Genomic DNA, 18,660 nt, shown 5'->3' with positions numbered 1-18,660 from the left:
GAGAAGAAAATGAAATTTTTAGTGTTTGACCTCAAAGGCAAGTTTGCCCACTTTAGAAAATTTTATACAAACTCATCATCGCTTTCGTATCTGGTGCCACCGAGGACTGTGATTGAAGGTATGGTTGCAGCTATCTTGGGTTTTGAGAGGGATAGTTATTATGAGGTGCTCTCAGCAGAAAACCTTTTGATTGCAGTACAAAAGATAGAAAGGACATATAAGATTGTACAGACGGTGAACTATATAAAAGCAACAACTGTAAATGAACTAAAAAATCCAAATACCCACACACAGGTGCCGCTTGAGATCTTGGCTGGATACAATGGATTTGTAGGTTTTAGAGTTTTTGTTATGCCAAAAGATGAGAAGATATATTCTCTCTTGAGGGCAAGGCTTGAAAGTGGCAAGTCAGAATTTCCGATATACTTTGGCAGTGCTCCGTTTGCTGCAAAAACTGAGTTTTTGGGTGAATTTGAAGCCTGCAGGTGGGAAGACAGCAGGGCAGGTATTTTAACTGTGCTTGATGCAGGCTTAATAAAATCTCTAAGCTTAGAGTTAGAGTCTGCTTCTTCTCTTGCTCTTATGAAAGACAGGATGCCGTGCGATTTTGACAAAGATAGGTTTGCCACAAAGGTCAAGACGTATATTCACGACGAAAATCTCAATCCTATCTGGGTAGATTTGGATAGCAGTGCGCAGGACAAGGTGTATTATATAAAAGAATTTTCAGGTGACAGAAAAGAATGCATTTGTGTGATGTAAAAAATCTTTTGCCATTTGGGGGATAGCCCAGATGGCGTTTTTCTTGTTTTGTCAAAAAAGTTTTTATATATTATCAAAAAGGTGGGATTTGTATGGAGTATTATTCTCACAAAAATCCTGATAAGCTTCTTTATGATCACCTTCTTGAAGTTTATCACTATGCTATGGAGGCAAATGTTGAGCTTAAGAACTGGGAAAAAGAAGCACTGCAAATTATATGTCTTTGTCATGACTTTGGGAAATTTACAACATTTTTTCAAAGTCATCTTAGCGGTGTATCAAGCAAGCATTCACAGCATGGTTTTTTATCAGCCATCTTTGGAGTCTTTTGCTGGATGCAAAAGAAAGGACTGTGCTTACAACAGATGAACCCCCCAGCTTCTTTAGATGAAGTCATATCTCTTTTGATTTACGCTTGCATTCTTCACCATCACGGAGATGTCAAGGATATTAGCAAGAACCTGCCAGAAAAATTTAAAGGAGATTTCAAGGCAGATATAAACCTTGTTCAGAAAATAGATGATGCCTATGTTCAGATTGAGGATTTGAGGTGCAACGCTGAAGATATAAAGCCTTTGCTTGAAAAAATTGGACTTGGCAACGAATTTGAAAAGTTTTTGGCACAGCAAAGGGGTTTTATAGAGGATATTCTAAGATATCTTAAAAGAATTGAATATGGCATTCGCTTGATTGGTGTGATACCGCAGGCTTTCAAAGATGGAACTGAGCTTTATTTTGCCCAGCAAAAGTTGTATTCTCTTCTCATATGGGCAGACAAGATGTCGGCTGCAAATTACAAGTTACTGTTTCCTTGCTATGCTTCGTCAGATAGACTTATTGTGGTAAGAGACAAAGTTATCAAACCAACTCAGGACAAAAATCTGCAGAGAATAAGGCAAAGTGTGTTTGAGGCTGTGCTTTCAAATATTGAAAAGAACAAAGAGAAAGATATATTTTCAATCACAACACCAACTGGTACAGGAAAGACTTTGGCAGGAGTTTTTGCAGCATTAAAACTGAAAGAGATTTTGAAAAAGTCTGGAAGGATAATATATGCTCTTCCGTTTACCTCTATAATAGACCAAAACTACCATGTTGTCGAAAATCTATTTGAGGCAATAGAAGATTTTGAAAAAAACAGAGACAGGTACTTGTTAAAACACCATCATTTAACTGATGTTGAGTACAGGGGGAAAGAAGAAGCTTTGAAAGAAATTACAGATGAAATTACTGTATTTGAAAAAGTTGCTTCAGAGTGCTTTATAGAAAACTGGACATCTGGGTTTGTAGTGACAACATTTGTCCAGCTGCTTGAAACTTTAATTTCAAACAGAAACAGGATGCTCAAAAAATTCCATACTTTTTACGACTCAGTACTGCTCCTTGATGAGATTCAGGCAATTGATGTTGAGCTTTTGCCGCTTGTTGAAGAGGTCTTGAGAAAACTGACACAGCTTTTCAGGTGCAAGATTATTCTCATGACAGCCACAAAACCGCTTATATTCGAAGATGCTTGTGAGCTTGCAGGGTTTTGTGACTATTCAATTTTTAACAGAACAAAGCTTATGTATCACCACAGCGATTTAAAAGTAGCTGAATTTGTGGATTTCTTCTTACAAGAGGTATATGAAGACGAAAAATCGTTTTTGATTGTTGCCAACACCATAAATCAGTCGCATCAAATCTACAATGGCATAAAAAACAACCTCAAAAATAAAGAGGTTATTTACCTTTCAGCAAGCCTTGTACCAAAAGATAGAAAAGATATTATAAAGAAAATAGAAAAAATGTTAGAAAGCGGAGCAAAACCCATTGTTGTTTCAACTCAGGTGATTGAGGCAGGGGTAGACCTTGACTTTGATTGTGTAGTAAGAGACATAGCTCCTATTGATTCAATAATCCAGTGTGCAGGAAGGTGCAATAGGCACAATGAAAAAAGCCAGGGCAATGTGCTGGTTGTAAACATGAAAGATGAAAGTGGCATAACCTTTGCAAAAAGAGTTTATGGCAACACGGCAATTGAAATATCAAGAGGACTTCTTTTGAAGCATCCCGAAGTGGAAGAAAGAGACTATGGTATGCTGATTGATAATTATTTCAGGATGATAAAAGAAAATAAATCATTTAAAAAGTCTGAAGAGTTTTTGAAGGCAATAAGGCTTTTAAAGTTTGACAGTATTCTGGAAAAGGAAGAGCTCACAATCTCAAGGTTTAGTCTTATCCAGCAGCGGGGTGGGTATGTCAGCGTCATCATAAGAAACAATGAAGAAATAGAAGATGCTTATCAAAGGTATATAAACTCTTTTTCCATAAAAGATTATTACAAACGAAGAGAAATCTACCTTGAACTCAAAAATATCCTTTTTGAATACACAATTTCTGTGCCATTAAAATACGCCCAGATTTTTGATGAAGAAAAAGGAATATTATCTTTGCCACCCACATCCTGCCAGCGATACTATAGCTCTAAGACAGGATTTGTGTATGACCCAAACGACCATATTATTTTTGCCTGAGTTTAAGAAACAGGATGGTGTTTTGAAAATGGATATATACATGACAGGTGTTTACATCTGGTATTACAACATCTGCAAAAGACAGGTGTGGCTCATGGCACATAGCATCTTGCCAGATGAGAACGACGATAACATTGTGCTTGGCAGGTTTCTTCATGAGTATTATTACAGGAAAGATCAGAAGGAAATAAAATTCGGCAATGCAGTGTTTGACATTCTGTATCAGGACAAAGATGAGATAGTGATTGGTGAAACAAAGAAGTCTTCAAGGTTCAAAGAAGCATCAAGGTATCAGCTTTTGTTTTATATAAAGCTACTAAAAGAAGCAGGAATTTCAGCAAAAGGAGTGCTTTTTTATCCAGAGGAAAGAAAAAAAGAAGAGGTTGTTCTGACAGCTGAGGAAGAAGAAAAATTGGAAAAGATGATAGCTGAGATAGAAACTATAATTGAAAAAGAAAGTCCGCCTCCTGCAGCCACATGCCGATATTGTCCAAAGTGTGCTTACAGGGAATATTGTTTTGCTTGAAAAACAAGTCCATTGTCCGCAAAAAAACTTTTCGGGGTGATTTGAAGTGAAAAAAGACCTTTATGTTTTCAATTCGGGATTTTTAAGAAGGAAAGATAACACCATCATGTTTGAAACAGATGAAGGCAAAAAGTATTTTCCTGTTGAAGAGATAGAATCAGTTTTTATATTTGGAGAGGTTGACATAAACAAAAGATTTTTGGAGTTCATGACAGAAAAGAATATATGTGTACACTTTTTCAACAGGTATGAGTACTACGTTGGTACATACTACCCGCGCGAACATTACAACTCAGGCATTGTAATACTCAAGCAGGTAGAATTTTACAACGACTATAATAAAAGAATAACCATTGCAAGGTCAATTGTTGAAGGTGCTGTTTTGAACATGCTTGTGGTTCTGAGGTACTACAATTCCCGTGGAAATATGTTAAAAGATGAGATAGAAACTATCGAAAGAATGCGCCATAACATAAGCGCCTGCAGTGATGTAAATACGCTTATGGCTTTGGAGGGGAATATAAGAGAAATCTACTATAGGTGTTTTAATAAGATACTGGATGACGAAAATTTTACATTTGTCCGCAGGAGCAAAAATCCACCTCTTGACAGAATAAATGCGCTGATTAGTTTTGGTAATTCACTATTGTATGCCACAACTCTTGGGGAGATTTACCAAACACAGCTTGACCCGCGCATAGGGTATCTTCATTCCACAAACCAGCGTAAGTTTTCTTTGAATTTGGATATTTCTGAAATTTTCAAACCAATAATAGTGGACAGGGTGATATTTTCTCTTGTAAACAAGAAAGTACTAAGCGAAAAGCATTTTGAAAAGGAATTAAATGGAATTATTCTAAATGACCAGGGTAAAAAGCTATTTGTGTCTGAGTACAACCAAAAGCTCTACTCTACTATAATGCATCCGAAACTAAATACTCAAGTAAGTTACAAAAGGCTCATCCGTATGGAGGCATACAAGCTTCAAAAATTGTTTTTAGAAAATATAGAATACAAACCTTTTGTGGCAAGGTGGTAGGAGCTATGTTTGTGATTCTTGTTTATGATGTCAATGAAAAACGGGTGGCAAAAGCTTTGAAAAAATGCAGACAATATCTTACATGGGTACAAAATTCGGTATTTGAAGGAAATATATCAGAGGGGACTTTGAGAAGACTAATTCTCGAACTTGAAAGAATACTGGATTTGTCTGAAGATTCAGTTATTATCTACAAATTTCAAAATACCTGGTACTCAGAAAGGCAAATAATTGGCATTGAAAAAAATCCTGTGGATTTTATGACATAGTGAATCAAAATAAATGGGAAACCTCAAGGGGGTATCCATCATCTTTTTGGATACCCTTACTTACTATTTTATGTTCAAATATTCTCAATTTACCATGGAATTTCTCAATTCTTTGACTTTTTCAATCTGAAGCTTTGTAAGCTCTGCAATCTCTTCATCACTAAATCCCTTTTTTATTAATCTTTTTGCAAACTCTATTGTGGCTTCAAGCTTTCCTTCAAGTTTCCCTGCCAAAAAATCCTTTGTCTTTGCTTCATCTAAAAGTCTTGCAACATTTGATACAAACTCACCCATGGCATTCACTCCCTCCTGTTTAACCCTTTTTGCAACTCTATCGTACTCTGACTTTTGTTCTTCAGAAAACCTCGGTCTGATAATCCGATACGACCATTCCAAAAATCTATCTACATTCTTTTTACTCAGCTTCTTTAAGTTCTTCTCAACCTCTAAAAGCCTTCTTATCAGCTCACTCCTGTCTTCTCTTACCTGCTCAAGATAAAACACTATAGGTAGTAGTATATCCTTTTCTCTTTCCAAAAACTCTTTTACCTCAAGCTCTATTATGTCAACTACTTTGTACCTGAAGACATCATCCTTAAATATGTCAAATGCTTCCATAAGGTCGGTTGATATACTCCATCTCTCACCTATTCCATTGTATACAACTATCGGTATAATTGCTGGCAGGATTTGTACTCCTTTTCTTATCTCCTCTGCCCATAATCTTATCATGTACTTTAAAATCTTTTGCTGCATCTCTTTTTTTACAGTTGACTGGTTCTCAATCAGAATATATTTCAGATTCCAAGAAGTGACTATCACTTTCTTTTTTCAATCCACAAAGAAAAGGCTACCCACTTTTTCCTCTCAATTTCCGACATAGAGGTTAAAATTCACCTTCTTACAATCCCAAACGTGGAGTCTACAAAACCTCCCACCACCTTCAATCTCCAACGGTGAGGCTACAAACTAGTAGAGAAGGTGGATATAAGCGAACTGAAGGAGAGGTTTCAATCCCCAACGGGAAGGCTACAAACGATTTCGCCCCATGCTCTGTTGCTAACCTTCTCAGCCATGACACTCACCCCCTTACAAGAAGGCATAAAAATACCACCTCAACCCTGTTGGGTTGGGTGGCTAACTTCTACATACTAACTCCATATTTTTGAATGTAGTTATACACTTCAATTTCCCCTATGCTTTTAATTTCTTCCAAAACTTTTTCTCGTTTTTTCAGTATTTCATCATTTACCACATCACTTGAAAATGCGTCTTCTATCATTTCGTATATCTTTTCTTCGTTTCTTTTATCTCTAATCAATACAGCTATCACATACATCATTTCACCCCTATCTTTTTCATTGCTACTGCCACGCTATCATAGAAGATTCGTTCAGGCATCCAATACAACTCCTCGCCATTCTTAACCATTCGTATTGCCTCGTCCAACCATCCACGCATTGTTTCTCTCATCTCGTCTCTTTTTTCAGGTTCAACAGTGTTTTCCATAATAGCCCCTATTATTTCGTTTTTGTTCTGCTCAACATAATCAATATAATGTTCCTTCACATAACCTATCACGTCAAAATCTTTAGTCTTTTCGTATATATCATTCCAAGCTGCTTTCTTATCAATAAAACGTAGTTTAAAAGCTACTCTCCCGAAATCTTCTATAGTCTTGCAGTCTTGTTTCAATCCCCAAAGGGGAGGCTACAAACTCAAAGATGGCACAAATCGCAGCAAACTGCTAAGCACGTTTCAATCCCCAAAGGGGAGGCTACAAACCCTCTGGTACTATTCCATATGGAAGTTTTATTGTGCTAACTACTTGCTCAAGCAGTGGAGAACCAGCTGCTAAAGCCTTGCTTAATAAATTACCTAATTTTGCTATAGCTGTATTATCTGCTTTTTCGGTTATGCTTAAACCCATGCTTAAGTTCCTTGTGTTTAACTCAGATTGTATTAAAAAGTTGCCACTGGGTTCTAAAATATTTAAAAAAGGAAATACCTTAACTGAAAGTTTTTCTGCTATTAAATTATAAAGATCATTACTACTTTCATCTGATTTATTTAATACTGATGGTGTCATTAAATCACTTATATAATTTTTCTGGCTTAACAAATCAAAAAGTCCTCTAATACTTAAATTATATAAGTCATCTTTCTTTATCCTATATAATTCATCACCTACATAAACAACAGGATCATATATAAAACTAACTGGATCTGAACTATCTGCTTTAGCTATAAATGATGCAATGAAACTAATAATCATGATAACTAACGTAAAAATTAACCTGATAAACGACTTTTTCACTCTAATCTTTTCTCTTAACCTGAACTTTGCAAAATACTTCATAAAATATACCACCTCCTGATTTAGTATAAGCATACAGGGTTACTATTATAGTCTAGTAACCCTGTATGCAAACTGTATTATTAGTTACTTCTCAAAAATGTTGCCTAATAGTGACTTGATATATCCTGCATTTTTCATGATGATGTCTTGTGTAATTGCATTTTTCTTAGCATCTTCAATATATTTTTTATATTCATTTAGCTTGTTGAATAAAAGGGATTAACAGAAAAGACAATAAATAGATATATAAAAAGCCATCCTCCTTGAGGTAAAATTACGATAAGAGAAGACTAAAAACACCTAACAAAGGAGGATGGCAATGTCTAATTTTATTAAAACACAAAAACAAAAATTTTTAAAGATACTTATGACAATTGAGAAAGTAATAAAAGCCCTGGGATTAAAGATAAAGAGCAGCAGGAGAGGAAGACCGAAGAAATTTAAGCTAAGCCATATAATAGCTTGTTTTGTTTACAAAGTCAAAAACAAGATAAACAGCTTCAGGGAATTAGAATACAAGATAAATGAAGATGAAGAATTTAAAAAGGCTATAGGGATAGAGAAGAGCCCTGATCATTCATATTTTTCGAAATGGGCAAAGGTAATTGAAGAAGGGTATATAGAAGGGATAGCAAGAATTTTAGTGAGAGAAATAGTTCCGCAGACAAAAGTTTGTGCTATAGATTCCACACCTTTGAGAAGCTCGAGGGGTGACAAAGAGGCAGAAGTAGGAGTATGTGTTAGTTTAGGTTTTTACAATGGGTATAAATTACATGTGTTGGCAACAGTTGAAGATGAGGTTATACCTATAGTATGGTGGTTGACACGTGCAAATATCCATGACAGTAAAGTAGTAGAACTTTTGTATGAAGCTAAGATATTTGGACCTGAAGTAATATTAGCGGATGCAGGTTATGATTGTGCGAAGTGGTTTGAGGTGGCAGATAGACTTGAGATAAAGTTTGTAGCGGCGGTAAATAAGAGAAATAGTAAGGATTTTAGTAATGTAAAAAATATTTTGAGGGTAAAAAATATGGAATTTTTAAGAAGTGAGGAAGGACAAAGGTTATATAAGCAAAGGACAAAAATTGAAAGATTATTTGGGAAGTTAAAAGGAGAATACAATTTAGAACAAATAAGGTTAAGAGGTTTTAGAACATATAAGAGGCATGTGGACTGGATAATGATTACTTATTTGATAGAGGTCTATATTCAAAAAATTGAAAACTGTAAATTTTCTTTTAAATACACGTGGAATAATTTATAGTTCTATATAATAACATTAATGGTATAATTATTTATTCAACAACTTGATATTCATTATTATATATGCAACGATGCAGAATAGAATATTCATTTGTAGTTAACAGGTTAAAATCATTTCCTTCTTTTACATCTGATTTTATTGCCAAGTTTGTAGTCCATGATCTTTGTATTAAATCCTTATATGATTTAGACATATTCATATCTGACCATGGTATAACTGGCTTATCATAAAATGATATTCCATCAAATAACATAGATTCTACTGCAAAGTATGGGTATCTTGTCTTATCTTTATTTACAAACTCTGGAAATAACCTAAAGATTATTGGAAGTGTTGGACCTACAACACCATTCCATGTTGATCTGTATACATATGGCTTGCCATTATTATCTAAATCAGGATATCTACCAGTAATAATCATTATACTATGCAAATGTGGTGTTGCTCCTGGAGTTAAATTCTTAAAATCCTTTGTTGCCCATGCATCAGTGCTAATTGGCATTACAAAATAATTGTTATTATAATACTTGCTAAATATATCTTTATTGACTATATTCTTACTAATTGCCTGATTCATTACATAATAGTTTACTAAACTATACCAGCCTTTGCCGAAATTCTTATAATCTCTTATTTTATATTTATTAAACCCAGCTACATTTAAATCTACCTTACCAAAAATGAAAGTTGGATAGTAATCTTGTGATATATGGTAATCTACCAAATTTATCGGATCAAATGTTTTTGGATCTGGTGTATTATAAACTGCACTAGCATATTTTGCTCCTAAATTCCATGCTTGCTTAAAATCATCCAAATAACCCATGGTGTTTAATATATCATAGAATATATCTACAATATACTTTCTATTATAATTCAGACAAGCTGCTCTGAATGTTGTAGTCCTTGATGCTGCTACATATAAAGGGTTCTTTGATTTACCTAACTTCAAATATTCGTCTCCTAGCTTACCCATGTTCTTAAAAAATGAATTAGACTGCCCACTTGTTAACTTAACATTCTTTAAAAATGTGAAATATCCATTTCCATCTATCTTACCACTTGCTATTGCTTTGTATATTTTACCTAACTCTGTTAATAATGGTCTTAAATCTTGCTTGGAATATAACTCTGATATACAGTATAATTTTTCAAATGAAATTGTATATGGATCTAGTTGTATTAAATACAGAACTCCTTTTTTATTTGGAACTGCAGCAAATTTTGGCTTTATATCAAGAGTAGGTTTTATATACATAAATTTTAAACTTATCAAAAAATACTGTCTAGATGCTGCTCCATTAACAATAACTGGTTCGTTTTGCATTCTTACTGATACAAATGCATCTTTACCTAAAGACATTTTATACTTTTTGATTACCGAAGCTAATCTATTATAAGCCTCTGTATCAAAATCTTTAAGGAATCTTATAGAAAGATAAGTATAAGCCCTAGTTATATCAAATTTTACTCTGTCTCTGTTAAAATAGATAGGAAAAAGCTCCTCAGATGCATCCATGAATGCACGTGGAAGAGCCAAAACTTCTTCTTCTGATATAAACTTATTTGTTCCACCAAGTGGAATTCCTTCCTTTATATCTTGATAAGGCAAATATGTTGGATAATTAGCCAAATATCTATCTATATAAGGTTTTGGTACTAGTATGAAGTTGCGTGCAAGTTCTCTTTTTCGATTGCTTATATATTGACAATTTGGATCATATGATACATCTATTGTATCATATTTAATTTTTATTGGTGGAACTAATGTGAACCAATTATAATGATCACTATACCAGGAAGTTACCATTTTTTCCATAAAAGTTACAGGACGAGTATACCCATCAGAATAACAAATTGCTTTACTATAAAACGGCTGTCCTATTCTTCTATAAAGAAGCCCCCACTTTGTTGGAAACCATTCTGAACCATCTACACGATCAGTAAATCTTGCCTTAGAATTATTATATTTACGAAGTATATCTACTACTTCAATATCATGCAACAACCTGCAATACTTTACTAATGTTTCTATTGGAATATCATTAAGCCTATACAATTTTCCATTTTTTTGATATATAACTGGATTAATTTCTCCTGGCTGCCATACAGGAACTGCTTTAATGTTTTCTTCGCTTAAAATATCATTTGTATCTTCTGTAGCATCTGCATAAACTTTAAATACATTCATCCAGTTAAATAACTTATCAATGTTTGTATTTGACTTTTCGTTTTTAACACCAGTATCTGTAGAAGGCTGACTATTAATATTCTGCATAGTATCTTGTTTTGTGTTTTCATTATAAAATATAGCACCCAATACTGATACTAAAATAAATACAACCACAACTGTCAATGCTATAATTGACTTCTTATTCAATTTAATTTTTATCATTTCAATGCACCTCCTGTATTGATTGATTTGATATATTGCTTTAATTGAAGTACCAATTTAAAATGTATCAATACTCGCAGAAGTTCAATTTTCAAAAATGTAAAGAGGTATGAGGTAAACTCGCCTCCTTTATGCAGCCAACTTGATATTGAAAATATATTAGTAATTCAAATACTATTTTACCTCTACAATACATTCGCTCTTACTTCCATTACTATTTATAATAGTTAGTTTAACTATACCTTTAGACTTTATTCTTACACTATTATTATTTTTAATTTCTACTATATTAGGATTTGACACTACAATCTTATATTTTGCTCCACTGCCAGTAGTTGCTATCGGTAATGTTATTACAGCTCCAACTTTAGCTATTATTTTGCTTGTTTTAAAATAAGCTTTAGGTGATGGTAATACCTTAACTTTAATTGACATTGCTGGAAAAGTAGTGAACAATCTTCTAGCCTCATCATCAAATGGATGTATTGTATAAAACCATGTGCTATTAGCAATCTTTTCTTCGTTTGTAAATCCCCATGTTGTTCTATAAGAATTGCCTAAAATATCAATGATACCACAATCTTGTCTAAATGCAAAGTGATTATTAAGCCACTCACTACTAGAATAATTACTCTTATTATCAGGTGAAAACATTAATAAAGTCTTACCTAAATCCAACAAAAGCTGCTCATCTTCATATACTGGTATAATTTTTACAATTCCTGGTTCCAATGCTTTAAACGTAGAATTGCCTAAATATTTTATCTCACTTACTTGTGAACTGGCTTCCGATATTTTACCTTGTAATAACTTATCCATGCTTTCTTTTGATACAGATATAAACTTAAACTTTGTGTTTGGCAATCCATACTTTTGGGATACATTTATTTTAAAAGTGTCTCCCTCTCTAACCACTATATCGAATTTATCAACAACTGGTTCATCTTCTACTGTAAATGTCTTAAAAGCTAAATCACTCTCAGCAAGATTTGCTCTATAAATTGGTATATTCTTAATATAATCTTCTATAAACTTGTTATCTATTGAGTTTAAATCTCCTGATTTAGGTAACTTACCTACATAAATACCATATGCAATACCTTCTTTTTTATATACAGGTTTTACTAAAAAGTATAAATCTACATAAGGGAAGACATAAGAAATATAAGTATAATATACTTTGTTGCATACAAGAATATTTGGATCAAGAACAACATATGAATCTAATTTATCAATATATCTTAATTCTAAATCATCATTTACCTTTAACGAATTATATTCTTTGCCAGTTTTAACTGTTACATAATTTAAAATTTTTCTTAGTATATCTATAGGAACTTGTCTGCCTTCCTCTAAAGACTTGGGCTCTTTCTTAAATAAATCTTGTAACAATATATAATAATTTCTAACTTCATAATCATTCATATTCCTACTATCCAAATCTTTAAACACCTGTTCTATAGAAGTTACTTTCTTAGGTGGCTCTTTATATTTTGGAAATAATACAAATAAAGCTTCTCTTCTCCATAAATCTTGGGTAAAAGAATTTGGTGCCCATTTACCATTTATGTCATAAATACGATAATTATAATCATCATTAAGAAATACTTCAGGTGAATATGTTGAAAGTATTCTATAATTGTCTACAAGCTTTTTAAATAATTTTTCGGCAAAACTCCTATTAGTTTTTAATAAATTTATAAACCCTCTTGTTGTATGCCACTCTAAAAATTCACTTATAACAGGTTTATTATCCATTTGATGACCTATAGTTAATATAGTTACAGGTGTTAATATATGATCAGTAGTAGTACCTAAAGTATCCGAAGACCAGTGTAATCCATATATATCGTGAACATACCATGCATGATTTAAATCATTGCTATCAGCATATAATGTATTTAAACCCATGTAAAATCCTAAAACCTCAGCTAAACGTGCATAATCTTGACATATACCATATCTATAATTCCATATTTTCATAATAGAACTTTTAGCCCAAGCATATTTTTTCCCTTTTTCAGTATTCCATTCACTATCACTTTTTATCTTTTCAGCTTTTACAGCTGATACACCTTCTTCTAACCACTTGTAGTCATACTTAACTTCAGTATAAAAAAATCTCTCCAACCTAAATCCCACATCTACTAAATCTTTACATCCTTTAGTCATTTCCTTAGCCTTCTGTCTTATATCTTTTAATGTCTGTATTAGATATGGAATTTGTCCATCCCAAATATTACCAAGTTCAAGAGAAGTCTCTGTATCACAAATTCTTGTTTTATACAATGCATTTGCTATAATTACCTTAAATCCCTCTGCAGACTCTATAGGTTCAAATGGTAAATCATCTATATTTTCTGCTGGCTTACTTAAAAACTCTTTGAAAAAGTTATAAGCTGGCTCCAATCCACAAATATACATCTTACCCTGATATATAAATGAATACCCGCTTATAGGTGCTATTTTTAATCTATTAAAAAAATATTGTCCAATTGGATTTAGTGAAAAGAAATCTTTTGAATAAAAAATATGCTTTGCATCAGAACTGCTAAACATTGAATCTTCTTTAACTTTAAAATACTTATAAAAATCTTTATCTTCTATATAAAAATTAAATGGAGAACGTGGATCTACATAAACATATCTATACTTACCATTGCTTTTTTTGTATCTCATAAATGAGTAAAGACTAGTAGAACTAATTGATGTTTTCATAGCACCATACTTTTTATCTAAGACTTCGTGACTATACTGACTCATACTACTAGTATAATTTGTAATATCAAACTCATATAACAAACAATCATTAATCAAATTAAATAAATAATCACCTGGAAACTCTATAATTATAGTATCCTCTACATCCAAATATCCATACTTGCTGTTAAAATCATTTATTACTTTGCTTAATTCGTCTGGATTTATAGAATTAATCTTGTATGTTACAGTTCTACCTGCTGTCTTGGTAGTTGTAACCTGTACATTTGAAATCTGTGCAGTTGCAGAATTGGTATCTGCATAAACTACTGCTGTATTTGATATACATAAATTTGTTAATAATGCTAAAATAACAATAATGTTAATTACTTTTTTGGTTTTAATTTTCATTTGACTCCCTCCTCTGTAAAGTATAAACATTTTATTGAATCATATAATATATGCTCTGCGTGTTTCAATCCCCAAAGGGGAGGCTACAAACAAATGCAGTAAATAAAACAGAAAAAGAGTATTCTGGTTTCAATCCCCAACGGGGAGGCTACAAACCGTAGATGGTTTGAGAAATTTCACAAGGAACAAATGGTTAAGTTTTCAAGCTACTGTAGATTATTTCTATTATATTCCACAAGCAATTGAAAGTCAAGGGATGCCAAAAACGACCTTTTGCTGTCGACCCCCAGGGGTTTTTGGGGGGATTACAGGTCGACAGCAATTGGTAAATACAAAAACTTTATTTCGCAGGTTTATCTATATACATGGCTTTAAAAGGTAATAAATGTAATAACAAAATAGTAAATCATTGCTTGTAAATAAGATTTGACTGAATTGTTTTTTGGATATAGTTTTAAAATGCTCAGAAAATGGACTGAAATGGTATAACAGCGCTTATAGAATGATCTTTGTAATAGACCAAACAAGGATGATGGTATCAAAAAAGGGGCTATTTGCAAAGATAGCCCCTTTCTTGTAATGTATGGTTTTTGCGTCGTAGAGTTTTACCTTATTTTGCTCAATGAAAATTTCAAAATATTTATTCCTCCCTCTCACTACTGTGAAGAATAAGTGCTTGATTGTGTTGTACCACTCTCAAGAGGCAGGTTTTCTTCAACGCTTTGCTGGCTGCCCTGATCAGCCGATGATGGCTGCTCGCTTTGTGCAGAAGACTGCTCCTGCTGCTGTGATGTATTGTTTTGCTTCGGCACAACCACCTCTTGCGGTGCTTTGTGAATGTCACAGTAGCTGGTTGGTGCTTGGTACATATAATCATCAGGTGGGACAACCGAAGAACCTGGCCAAATAGGATTATCTCTTTTTATAAACACCTTTTCAATTGTTGTTGGGCAGTACTGTGTTGCAAGCTTTTTGGACTCTGTGCAAACTTTAAGTTTTACATGCCTGTCGCAGTACTCTGTTGGTTCTGTGCCTTCAGCAAATATCTCTTTTATAACCTGACTTCCGCGAGGATCTTGTTTGCAAAGGCTTGTTGCAAGTTTGCCTGACTCTTTACACACATACCTTTCCACAATTCCAGCTGGTCTTATAAACTCTGAGCTTACACCTTTTTGGCTCACAACCCTGTCCATTATTCCTTTGAAAATTTTCAGTGCCGGATTTGTCCCGGTTAAATAATTCAGTGCAACAGGCTTGTCTTCGCCAACCCATACGCCAAGCGCATAGTTTGGAGTGTATCCCACAAACCATCTGTCTTTGCTATCATCGGTGGTACCGGTTTTTCCTGCAACAGGGTATGAAAATCTGACACCTACTGTTATCCTTGCAGTGACAACGCTCTGGAGCATATTTGTAAGTATATATGCATTCTTTTCATCCATTACTCTTCTCTTATAGGGCGTTCTTTCAAATATTGTAATACCGTTTTTGTCTTCAATTTTTGTTATAAAATAGGGCTTTATATACACACCGCTGTTAGCAACTGCAGCAAACGCAGCAGTCAGCTCAATGGGCTTGACTCCATAGGTAAATCCACCAATTGCAATTGAAAGACTGTTCATATCCTGTGGTGCAAGAGTTGTAAAACCAAACCTTTTTAGATTCCTGTAAACATTTTGAATTCCCAGATTATATGCAACCTTTACAGCAGGAACGTTTGCCGACCATATCAAGGCTTCTCTTACTGTCATAAATCCTTTGTATCCACGCTTGCCGGATACAACATTGCTTTTATACCAGTTTCGAGGAGTATACCCCCCGATTGAAAAAGGAATATCGTCAATCACAGTTGCAGCAGTATAACCATTTTCAAGCGCTAAGCTATAATCAGCAATTGGCTTTATGGCAGAGCCCGGCTGGCGAACAGACATTGTCGCACGGTTCAAAAGCCTAACACCTTTCAAATTTCCTCTTCCGCCCATAATGCCTTTCACAGCACCTGTACTGAAGTCAATCAAAACAGCTGCTGCCTGTGGCTGTGGTATTCCTGATGCATCGTAGTGTTTTATCTTTGGCATGATTGACGGGTCTGAAAAGACATCTTCCATTGTACTTTGTATGGTTTCGTCCATTGTTGTGTAGATTTTAAGCCCGCCGCCATAGATTAAGTTTTCTGCCTCATCCTCGGAAATTCTTTTCTTTTCAGATAGAATTTCAATGGCTTCATCTATCACAGAATCAACAAAGTACGGATGTTTGTATGCACTTTCTGCAGAGATGTCTTTTTTTACATAAACAAGTGGCTGATTTTTTGCCTCTAAGTACTCTTGTTCGGTTATATATCCAAGCTCAAGCATCTTCTTGAGAACAATTTCCTGCTTTTTCTTTGCATGGTCTGGGAATACATAAGGATTATAATATGAAGGGTTTTGAGTAATTCCGGCAATTAGGGCGCACTCTGCCAGGGTCAGCTGCGATACATCCTTTCCGAAATAGGTGTACGCTGCTGCTCCAACCCCGTATGCTCCGCTGCCAAGGTTAATTGTGTTGAGATACTCTTCTAAAATCTGTTCTTTTGTCCATCTTTTTTCGAGCTGAATGGCAAGGTATTGCTCTTGAATCTTTCGTTTGAAAGATTTTTCAAAGCTCAAAAGTTTGTTTCTCACAAGCTGCTGGGTGATTGTGCTTGCGCCTTCTGAAAGAGAGCCGGTTTTTATGTTTTTGAATATTGCGCCGAATATTCTTTTGATGTCAATCCCGTTGTGCTGCCAGAACCTCTCATCCTCAATTGCAACAAAAGCGTTTATAAGGTTTTTTGGAATCTTGCTATATGGTACTCTTATCCTGTTTTCATTGCCATGAAGCCGGGCAATTTCGTTTCCGCTCTGGTCGTAGACAATAGTTGTCTGAGTATCTACAGAAGAAGTTATTATCTCCAGAGCATTTGCTGGTATTGCCTTTATGTATCCTGTGACCATTCCAAAACCAGCACCAATTAAAATTGCCATGCTTGCAATCAAAAGTACTAAAATAGTTCTTACAAAGCTTTTGAGAAAAAGCCTAAACGGCGTTTGTTTTTTTGCTTTTTTATTTTTGCTTTGCAACGAATATTCCTCCCCTCTTTCCTTATTCAATTATACCACAAAAATAAATATGTATACCATTCTGGGAAAAGGTGGATGGCAATTGACTTTTAAACCTGTTTAAAATGTGGTATAATTAATAGCAGCAAAGTAGATAGAAATACTCAAAATTTTCTTTATGACAGGAGAGAGTCAATAAAATGAAAGTAAAAGATATCTTGGAAAAAGCATGTCATGAGAATATTCTTACAAAGGATGAGATAAAGCTTTTGCTGATGGCAGAAGGTGATGATAGAGATCTTCTTTTCAAAACGGCAGACAGGGTAAGGAAAGAGCATGTTGGCGACGAGGTTTTTTTAAGAGGGCTTATTGAGTTTTCGAGCTACTGCAAAAACGACTGTTTTTACTGCGGACTGAGGCGAAGCAATAGACAAGCTCAGCGTTACAGAATGCAGGAAGATGAGATTGTAGAGGTTGCGAAAAGGGCGTATCAGATGGGGTACCGCACGGTGGTATTGCAGTCTGGTGAGGATATGTATTACAATAAAGACAGTCTGTGTTCAATTATAAGGAAGATAAAAAGCAGTGTGGATGTTGCTATAACACTTTCGATTGGTGAAAGGTCGTATGATGAGTACAAGGCATTCAAAGATGCCGGGGCAGACAGGTTTTTGATGAGATTTGAAACTTCAAACGAAAAGCTATATAGAAAATATCATCCCGGAATGAGCTTTGAAAACAGGATAGAGTGTCTCAAATGGATCAAAAATCTTGGGTATGAGCTTGGGACAGGTTTTTTGATAGGCCTTCCGGGGCAAACTATTGATGATTTGGCACAGGATATACTTCTTGTAAAAGAGCTGGATGCAGATATGATAGGCATCGGACCTTTTATTCCTCATCCACAGACGCCTCTAAAAGATGCAGAGGAAGGTTCGGTGGATTTGACCCTCAAGAGCATTGCCATTTTGAGGCTTTTGATTCCAGATGCCAATATTCCTGCAACAACTGCGCTTGGCACTTTAGACCCACTTGGAAGACAAAAGGGGCTCATGTGCGGTGCAAACATTGTAATGCCGAACGTAAATGACCTCAAGTACAAACTCAAATATGAGCTGTATCCTGGAAAGATTTGTATAAATGAAGATGCCACAAAGTGCAGAGGTTGTATTGAGTCAATCATTGTTTCGCTTGGCAGAAAAGTTGGACATGGAAAAGGACAAAGCAGGCATTACAAAAGAGCTGCTGCGTCTTAAAATTCCATTGATTTTGCATTTTTGTTGCTGTAGACTAATAGGTATAAATTAAGAATGTAGATTTGATTTTTGTAACC

Annotated in this window: 14 protein-coding genes; 7 read left to right on the top strand and 7 right to left on the bottom strand. The window is 34.5% G+C overall.

Annotation, left to right across the window (positions count from 1 at the left end; translation table 11 throughout):
• Positions 1-9: 9 nt before the first annotated feature.
• The 5 genes from cas5 to cas2 all read left to right on the top strand — a co-directional run bounded on the left by cas5 (position 10) and on the right by cas2 (position 5,112).
• On the top strand, positions 10-762 hold the full coding sequence (cas5, locus tag CALHY_RS12875) for a CRISPR-associated protein Cas5 (protein ID WP_013404370.1): 753 nt from the start codon (positions 10-12) through the stop codon (positions 760-762).
• Between the two features lie 92 nt (positions 763-854).
• Positions 855-3,278, top strand: coding sequence for a CRISPR-associated helicase/endonuclease Cas3 (locus CALHY_RS12870; RefSeq protein WP_013404369.1), 2,424 nt, complete (start codon positions 855-857; stop codon positions 3,276-3,278).
• A gap of 28 nt (positions 3,279-3,306) precedes the next feature.
• Positions 3,307-3,804, top strand: coding sequence for a CRISPR-associated protein Cas4 (gene cas4 / locus CALHY_RS12865; protein WP_013404368.1), 498 nt, complete (start codon positions 3,307-3,309; stop codon positions 3,802-3,804).
• 46 nt (positions 3,805-3,850) lie between these two features.
• Entirely contained in the window at positions 3,851-4,843 is a 993-nt protein-coding gene (gene cas1b, locus CALHY_RS12860) for a type I-B CRISPR-associated endonuclease Cas1b (protein WP_013404367.1), read from the top strand.
• A gap of 5 nt (positions 4,844-4,848) precedes the next feature.
• A complete protein-coding gene (gene cas2 / locus CALHY_RS12855; protein WP_013404366.1) occupies positions 4,849-5,112 on the top strand; it encodes a CRISPR-associated endonuclease Cas2 in 264 nt (87 codons plus the stop codon).
• A gap of 84 nt (positions 5,113-5,196) precedes the next feature.
• Here the strand turns inward: cas2 and CALHY_RS12850 are convergent, their stop codons facing one another.
• The 4 genes from CALHY_RS12850 to CALHY_RS12835 all read right to left on the bottom strand — a co-directional run bounded on the left by CALHY_RS12850 (position 5,197) and on the right by CALHY_RS12835 (position 7,471).
• Positions 5,197-5,934, bottom strand: a complete 738-nt coding sequence (locus tag CALHY_RS12850; RefSeq protein WP_083790248.1) for an Rpn family recombination-promoting nuclease/putative transposase — start codon at positions 5,932-5,934, stop codon at positions 5,197-5,199.
• 322 nt (positions 5,935-6,256) lie between these two features.
• The gene (locus CALHY_RS12845; protein ID WP_013404365.1) at positions 6,257-6,451 is read right to left on the bottom strand and encodes a hypothetical protein; all 195 of its coding nucleotides are present in this window, start codon (positions 6,449-6,451) and stop codon (positions 6,257-6,259) included.
• Positions 6,451-6,807, bottom strand: a complete 357-nt coding sequence (locus CALHY_RS12840; protein ID WP_013404364.1) for a hypothetical protein — start codon at positions 6,805-6,807, stop codon at positions 6,451-6,453. Before CALHY_RS12840 ends, CALHY_RS12845 begins: the two co-directional genes overlap by 1 nt.
• 82 nt (positions 6,808-6,889) lie before the next feature.
• Positions 6,890-7,471: a hypothetical protein gene (locus CALHY_RS12835; RefSeq protein ID WP_013404363.1), complete on the bottom strand. Its 582-nt coding sequence runs from the start codon at positions 7,469-7,471 to the stop codon at positions 6,890-6,892.
• Between the two features lie 319 nt (positions 7,472-7,790).
• Between CALHY_RS12835 and CALHY_RS12830 the strand changes: the two genes are divergently transcribed.
• Positions 7,791-8,738, top strand: coding sequence for an ISNCY family transposase (locus tag CALHY_RS12830; RefSeq protein ID WP_013402015.1), 948 nt, complete (start codon positions 7,791-7,793; stop codon positions 8,736-8,738).
• A 31-nt stretch (positions 8,739-8,769) separates the two neighbouring features.
• Here CALHY_RS12830 and CALHY_RS12825 read toward each other — a convergent pair whose 3' ends face one another.
• From CALHY_RS12825 to CALHY_RS12815, 3 genes are all read right to left on the bottom strand, one after another.
• Complete coding sequence (locus CALHY_RS12825; protein WP_013404362.1) at positions 8,770-11,133, bottom strand: hypothetical protein; 2,364 nt, start codon at positions 11,131-11,133, stop codon at positions 8,770-8,772.
• Positions 11,134-11,307: 174 nt separating this feature from the next.
• Entirely contained in the window at positions 11,308-14,244 is a 2,937-nt protein-coding gene (locus CALHY_RS12820; protein ID WP_013404361.1) for a transglutaminase domain-containing protein, read from the bottom strand.
• 656 nt (positions 14,245-14,900) lie between these two features.
• Complete coding sequence (locus CALHY_RS12815) at positions 14,901-17,348, bottom strand: transglycosylase domain-containing protein (RefSeq protein WP_013404360.1); 2,448 nt, start codon at positions 17,346-17,348, stop codon at positions 14,901-14,903.
• 179 nt (positions 17,349-17,527) lie between these two features.
• Between CALHY_RS12815 and hydE the strand changes: the two genes are divergently transcribed.
• Positions 17,528-18,583, top strand: coding sequence for a [FeFe] hydrogenase H-cluster radical SAM maturase HydE (gene hydE, locus CALHY_RS12810; RefSeq protein WP_013404359.1), 1,056 nt, complete (start codon positions 17,528-17,530; stop codon positions 18,581-18,583).
• The last annotated feature ends 77 nt before the right edge of the window (positions 18,584-18,660 follow it).

The organism is Caldicellulosiruptor hydrothermalis 108 (assembly GCF_000166355.1).
GTDB classification, from domain to species: domain Bacteria; phylum Bacillota; class Thermoanaerobacteria; order Caldicellulosiruptorales; family Caldicellulosiruptoraceae; genus Caldicellulosiruptor; species Caldicellulosiruptor hydrothermalis.
The sequence above is the reverse complement of the archived record's forward strand: the minus strand, read 5'-3'. Positions and strand labels throughout refer to the sequence as shown.

Bases quoted from the DNA above. Each gene is read 5' to 3' on its own strand.
- CALHY_RS12830 (WP_013402015.1), top strand. From the start codon at position 7,791: ATGTCTAATTTTATTAAAACACAAAAACAAAAATTTTTAAAGATACTT.
- hydE (WP_013404359.1), top strand. From the start codon at position 17,528: ATGAAAGTAAAAGATATCTTGGAAAAAGCATGTCATGAGAATATTCTT.
- cas5 (WP_013404370.1), top strand. From the start codon at position 10: ATGAAATTTTTAGTGTTTGACCTCAAAGGCAAGTTTGCCCACTTTAGA.
- CALHY_RS12820 (WP_013404361.1), bottom strand. From the start codon at position 14,244: ATGAAAATTAAAACCAAAAAAGTAATTAACATTATTGTTATTTTAGCA.
- CALHY_RS12870 (WP_013404369.1), top strand. From the start codon at position 855: ATGGAGTATTATTCTCACAAAAATCCTGATAAGCTTCTTTATGATCAC.
- cas2 (WP_013404366.1), top strand. From the start codon at position 4,849: ATGTTTGTGATTCTTGTTTATGATGTCAATGAAAAACGGGTGGCAAAA.
- cas4 (WP_013404368.1), top strand. From the start codon at position 3,307: ATGGATATATACATGACAGGTGTTTACATCTGGTATTACAACATCTGC.
- CALHY_RS12825 (WP_013404362.1), bottom strand. From the start codon at position 11,133: ATGATAAAAATTAAATTGAATAAGAAGTCAATTATAGCATTGACAGTT.
- CALHY_RS12845 (WP_013404365.1), bottom strand. From the start codon at position 6,451: ATGTATGTGATAGCTGTATTGATTAGAGATAAAAGAAACGAAGAAAAG.
- CALHY_RS12835 (WP_013404363.1), bottom strand. From the start codon at position 7,471: ATGAAGTATTTTGCAAAGTTCAGGTTAAGAGAAAAGATTAGAGTGAAA.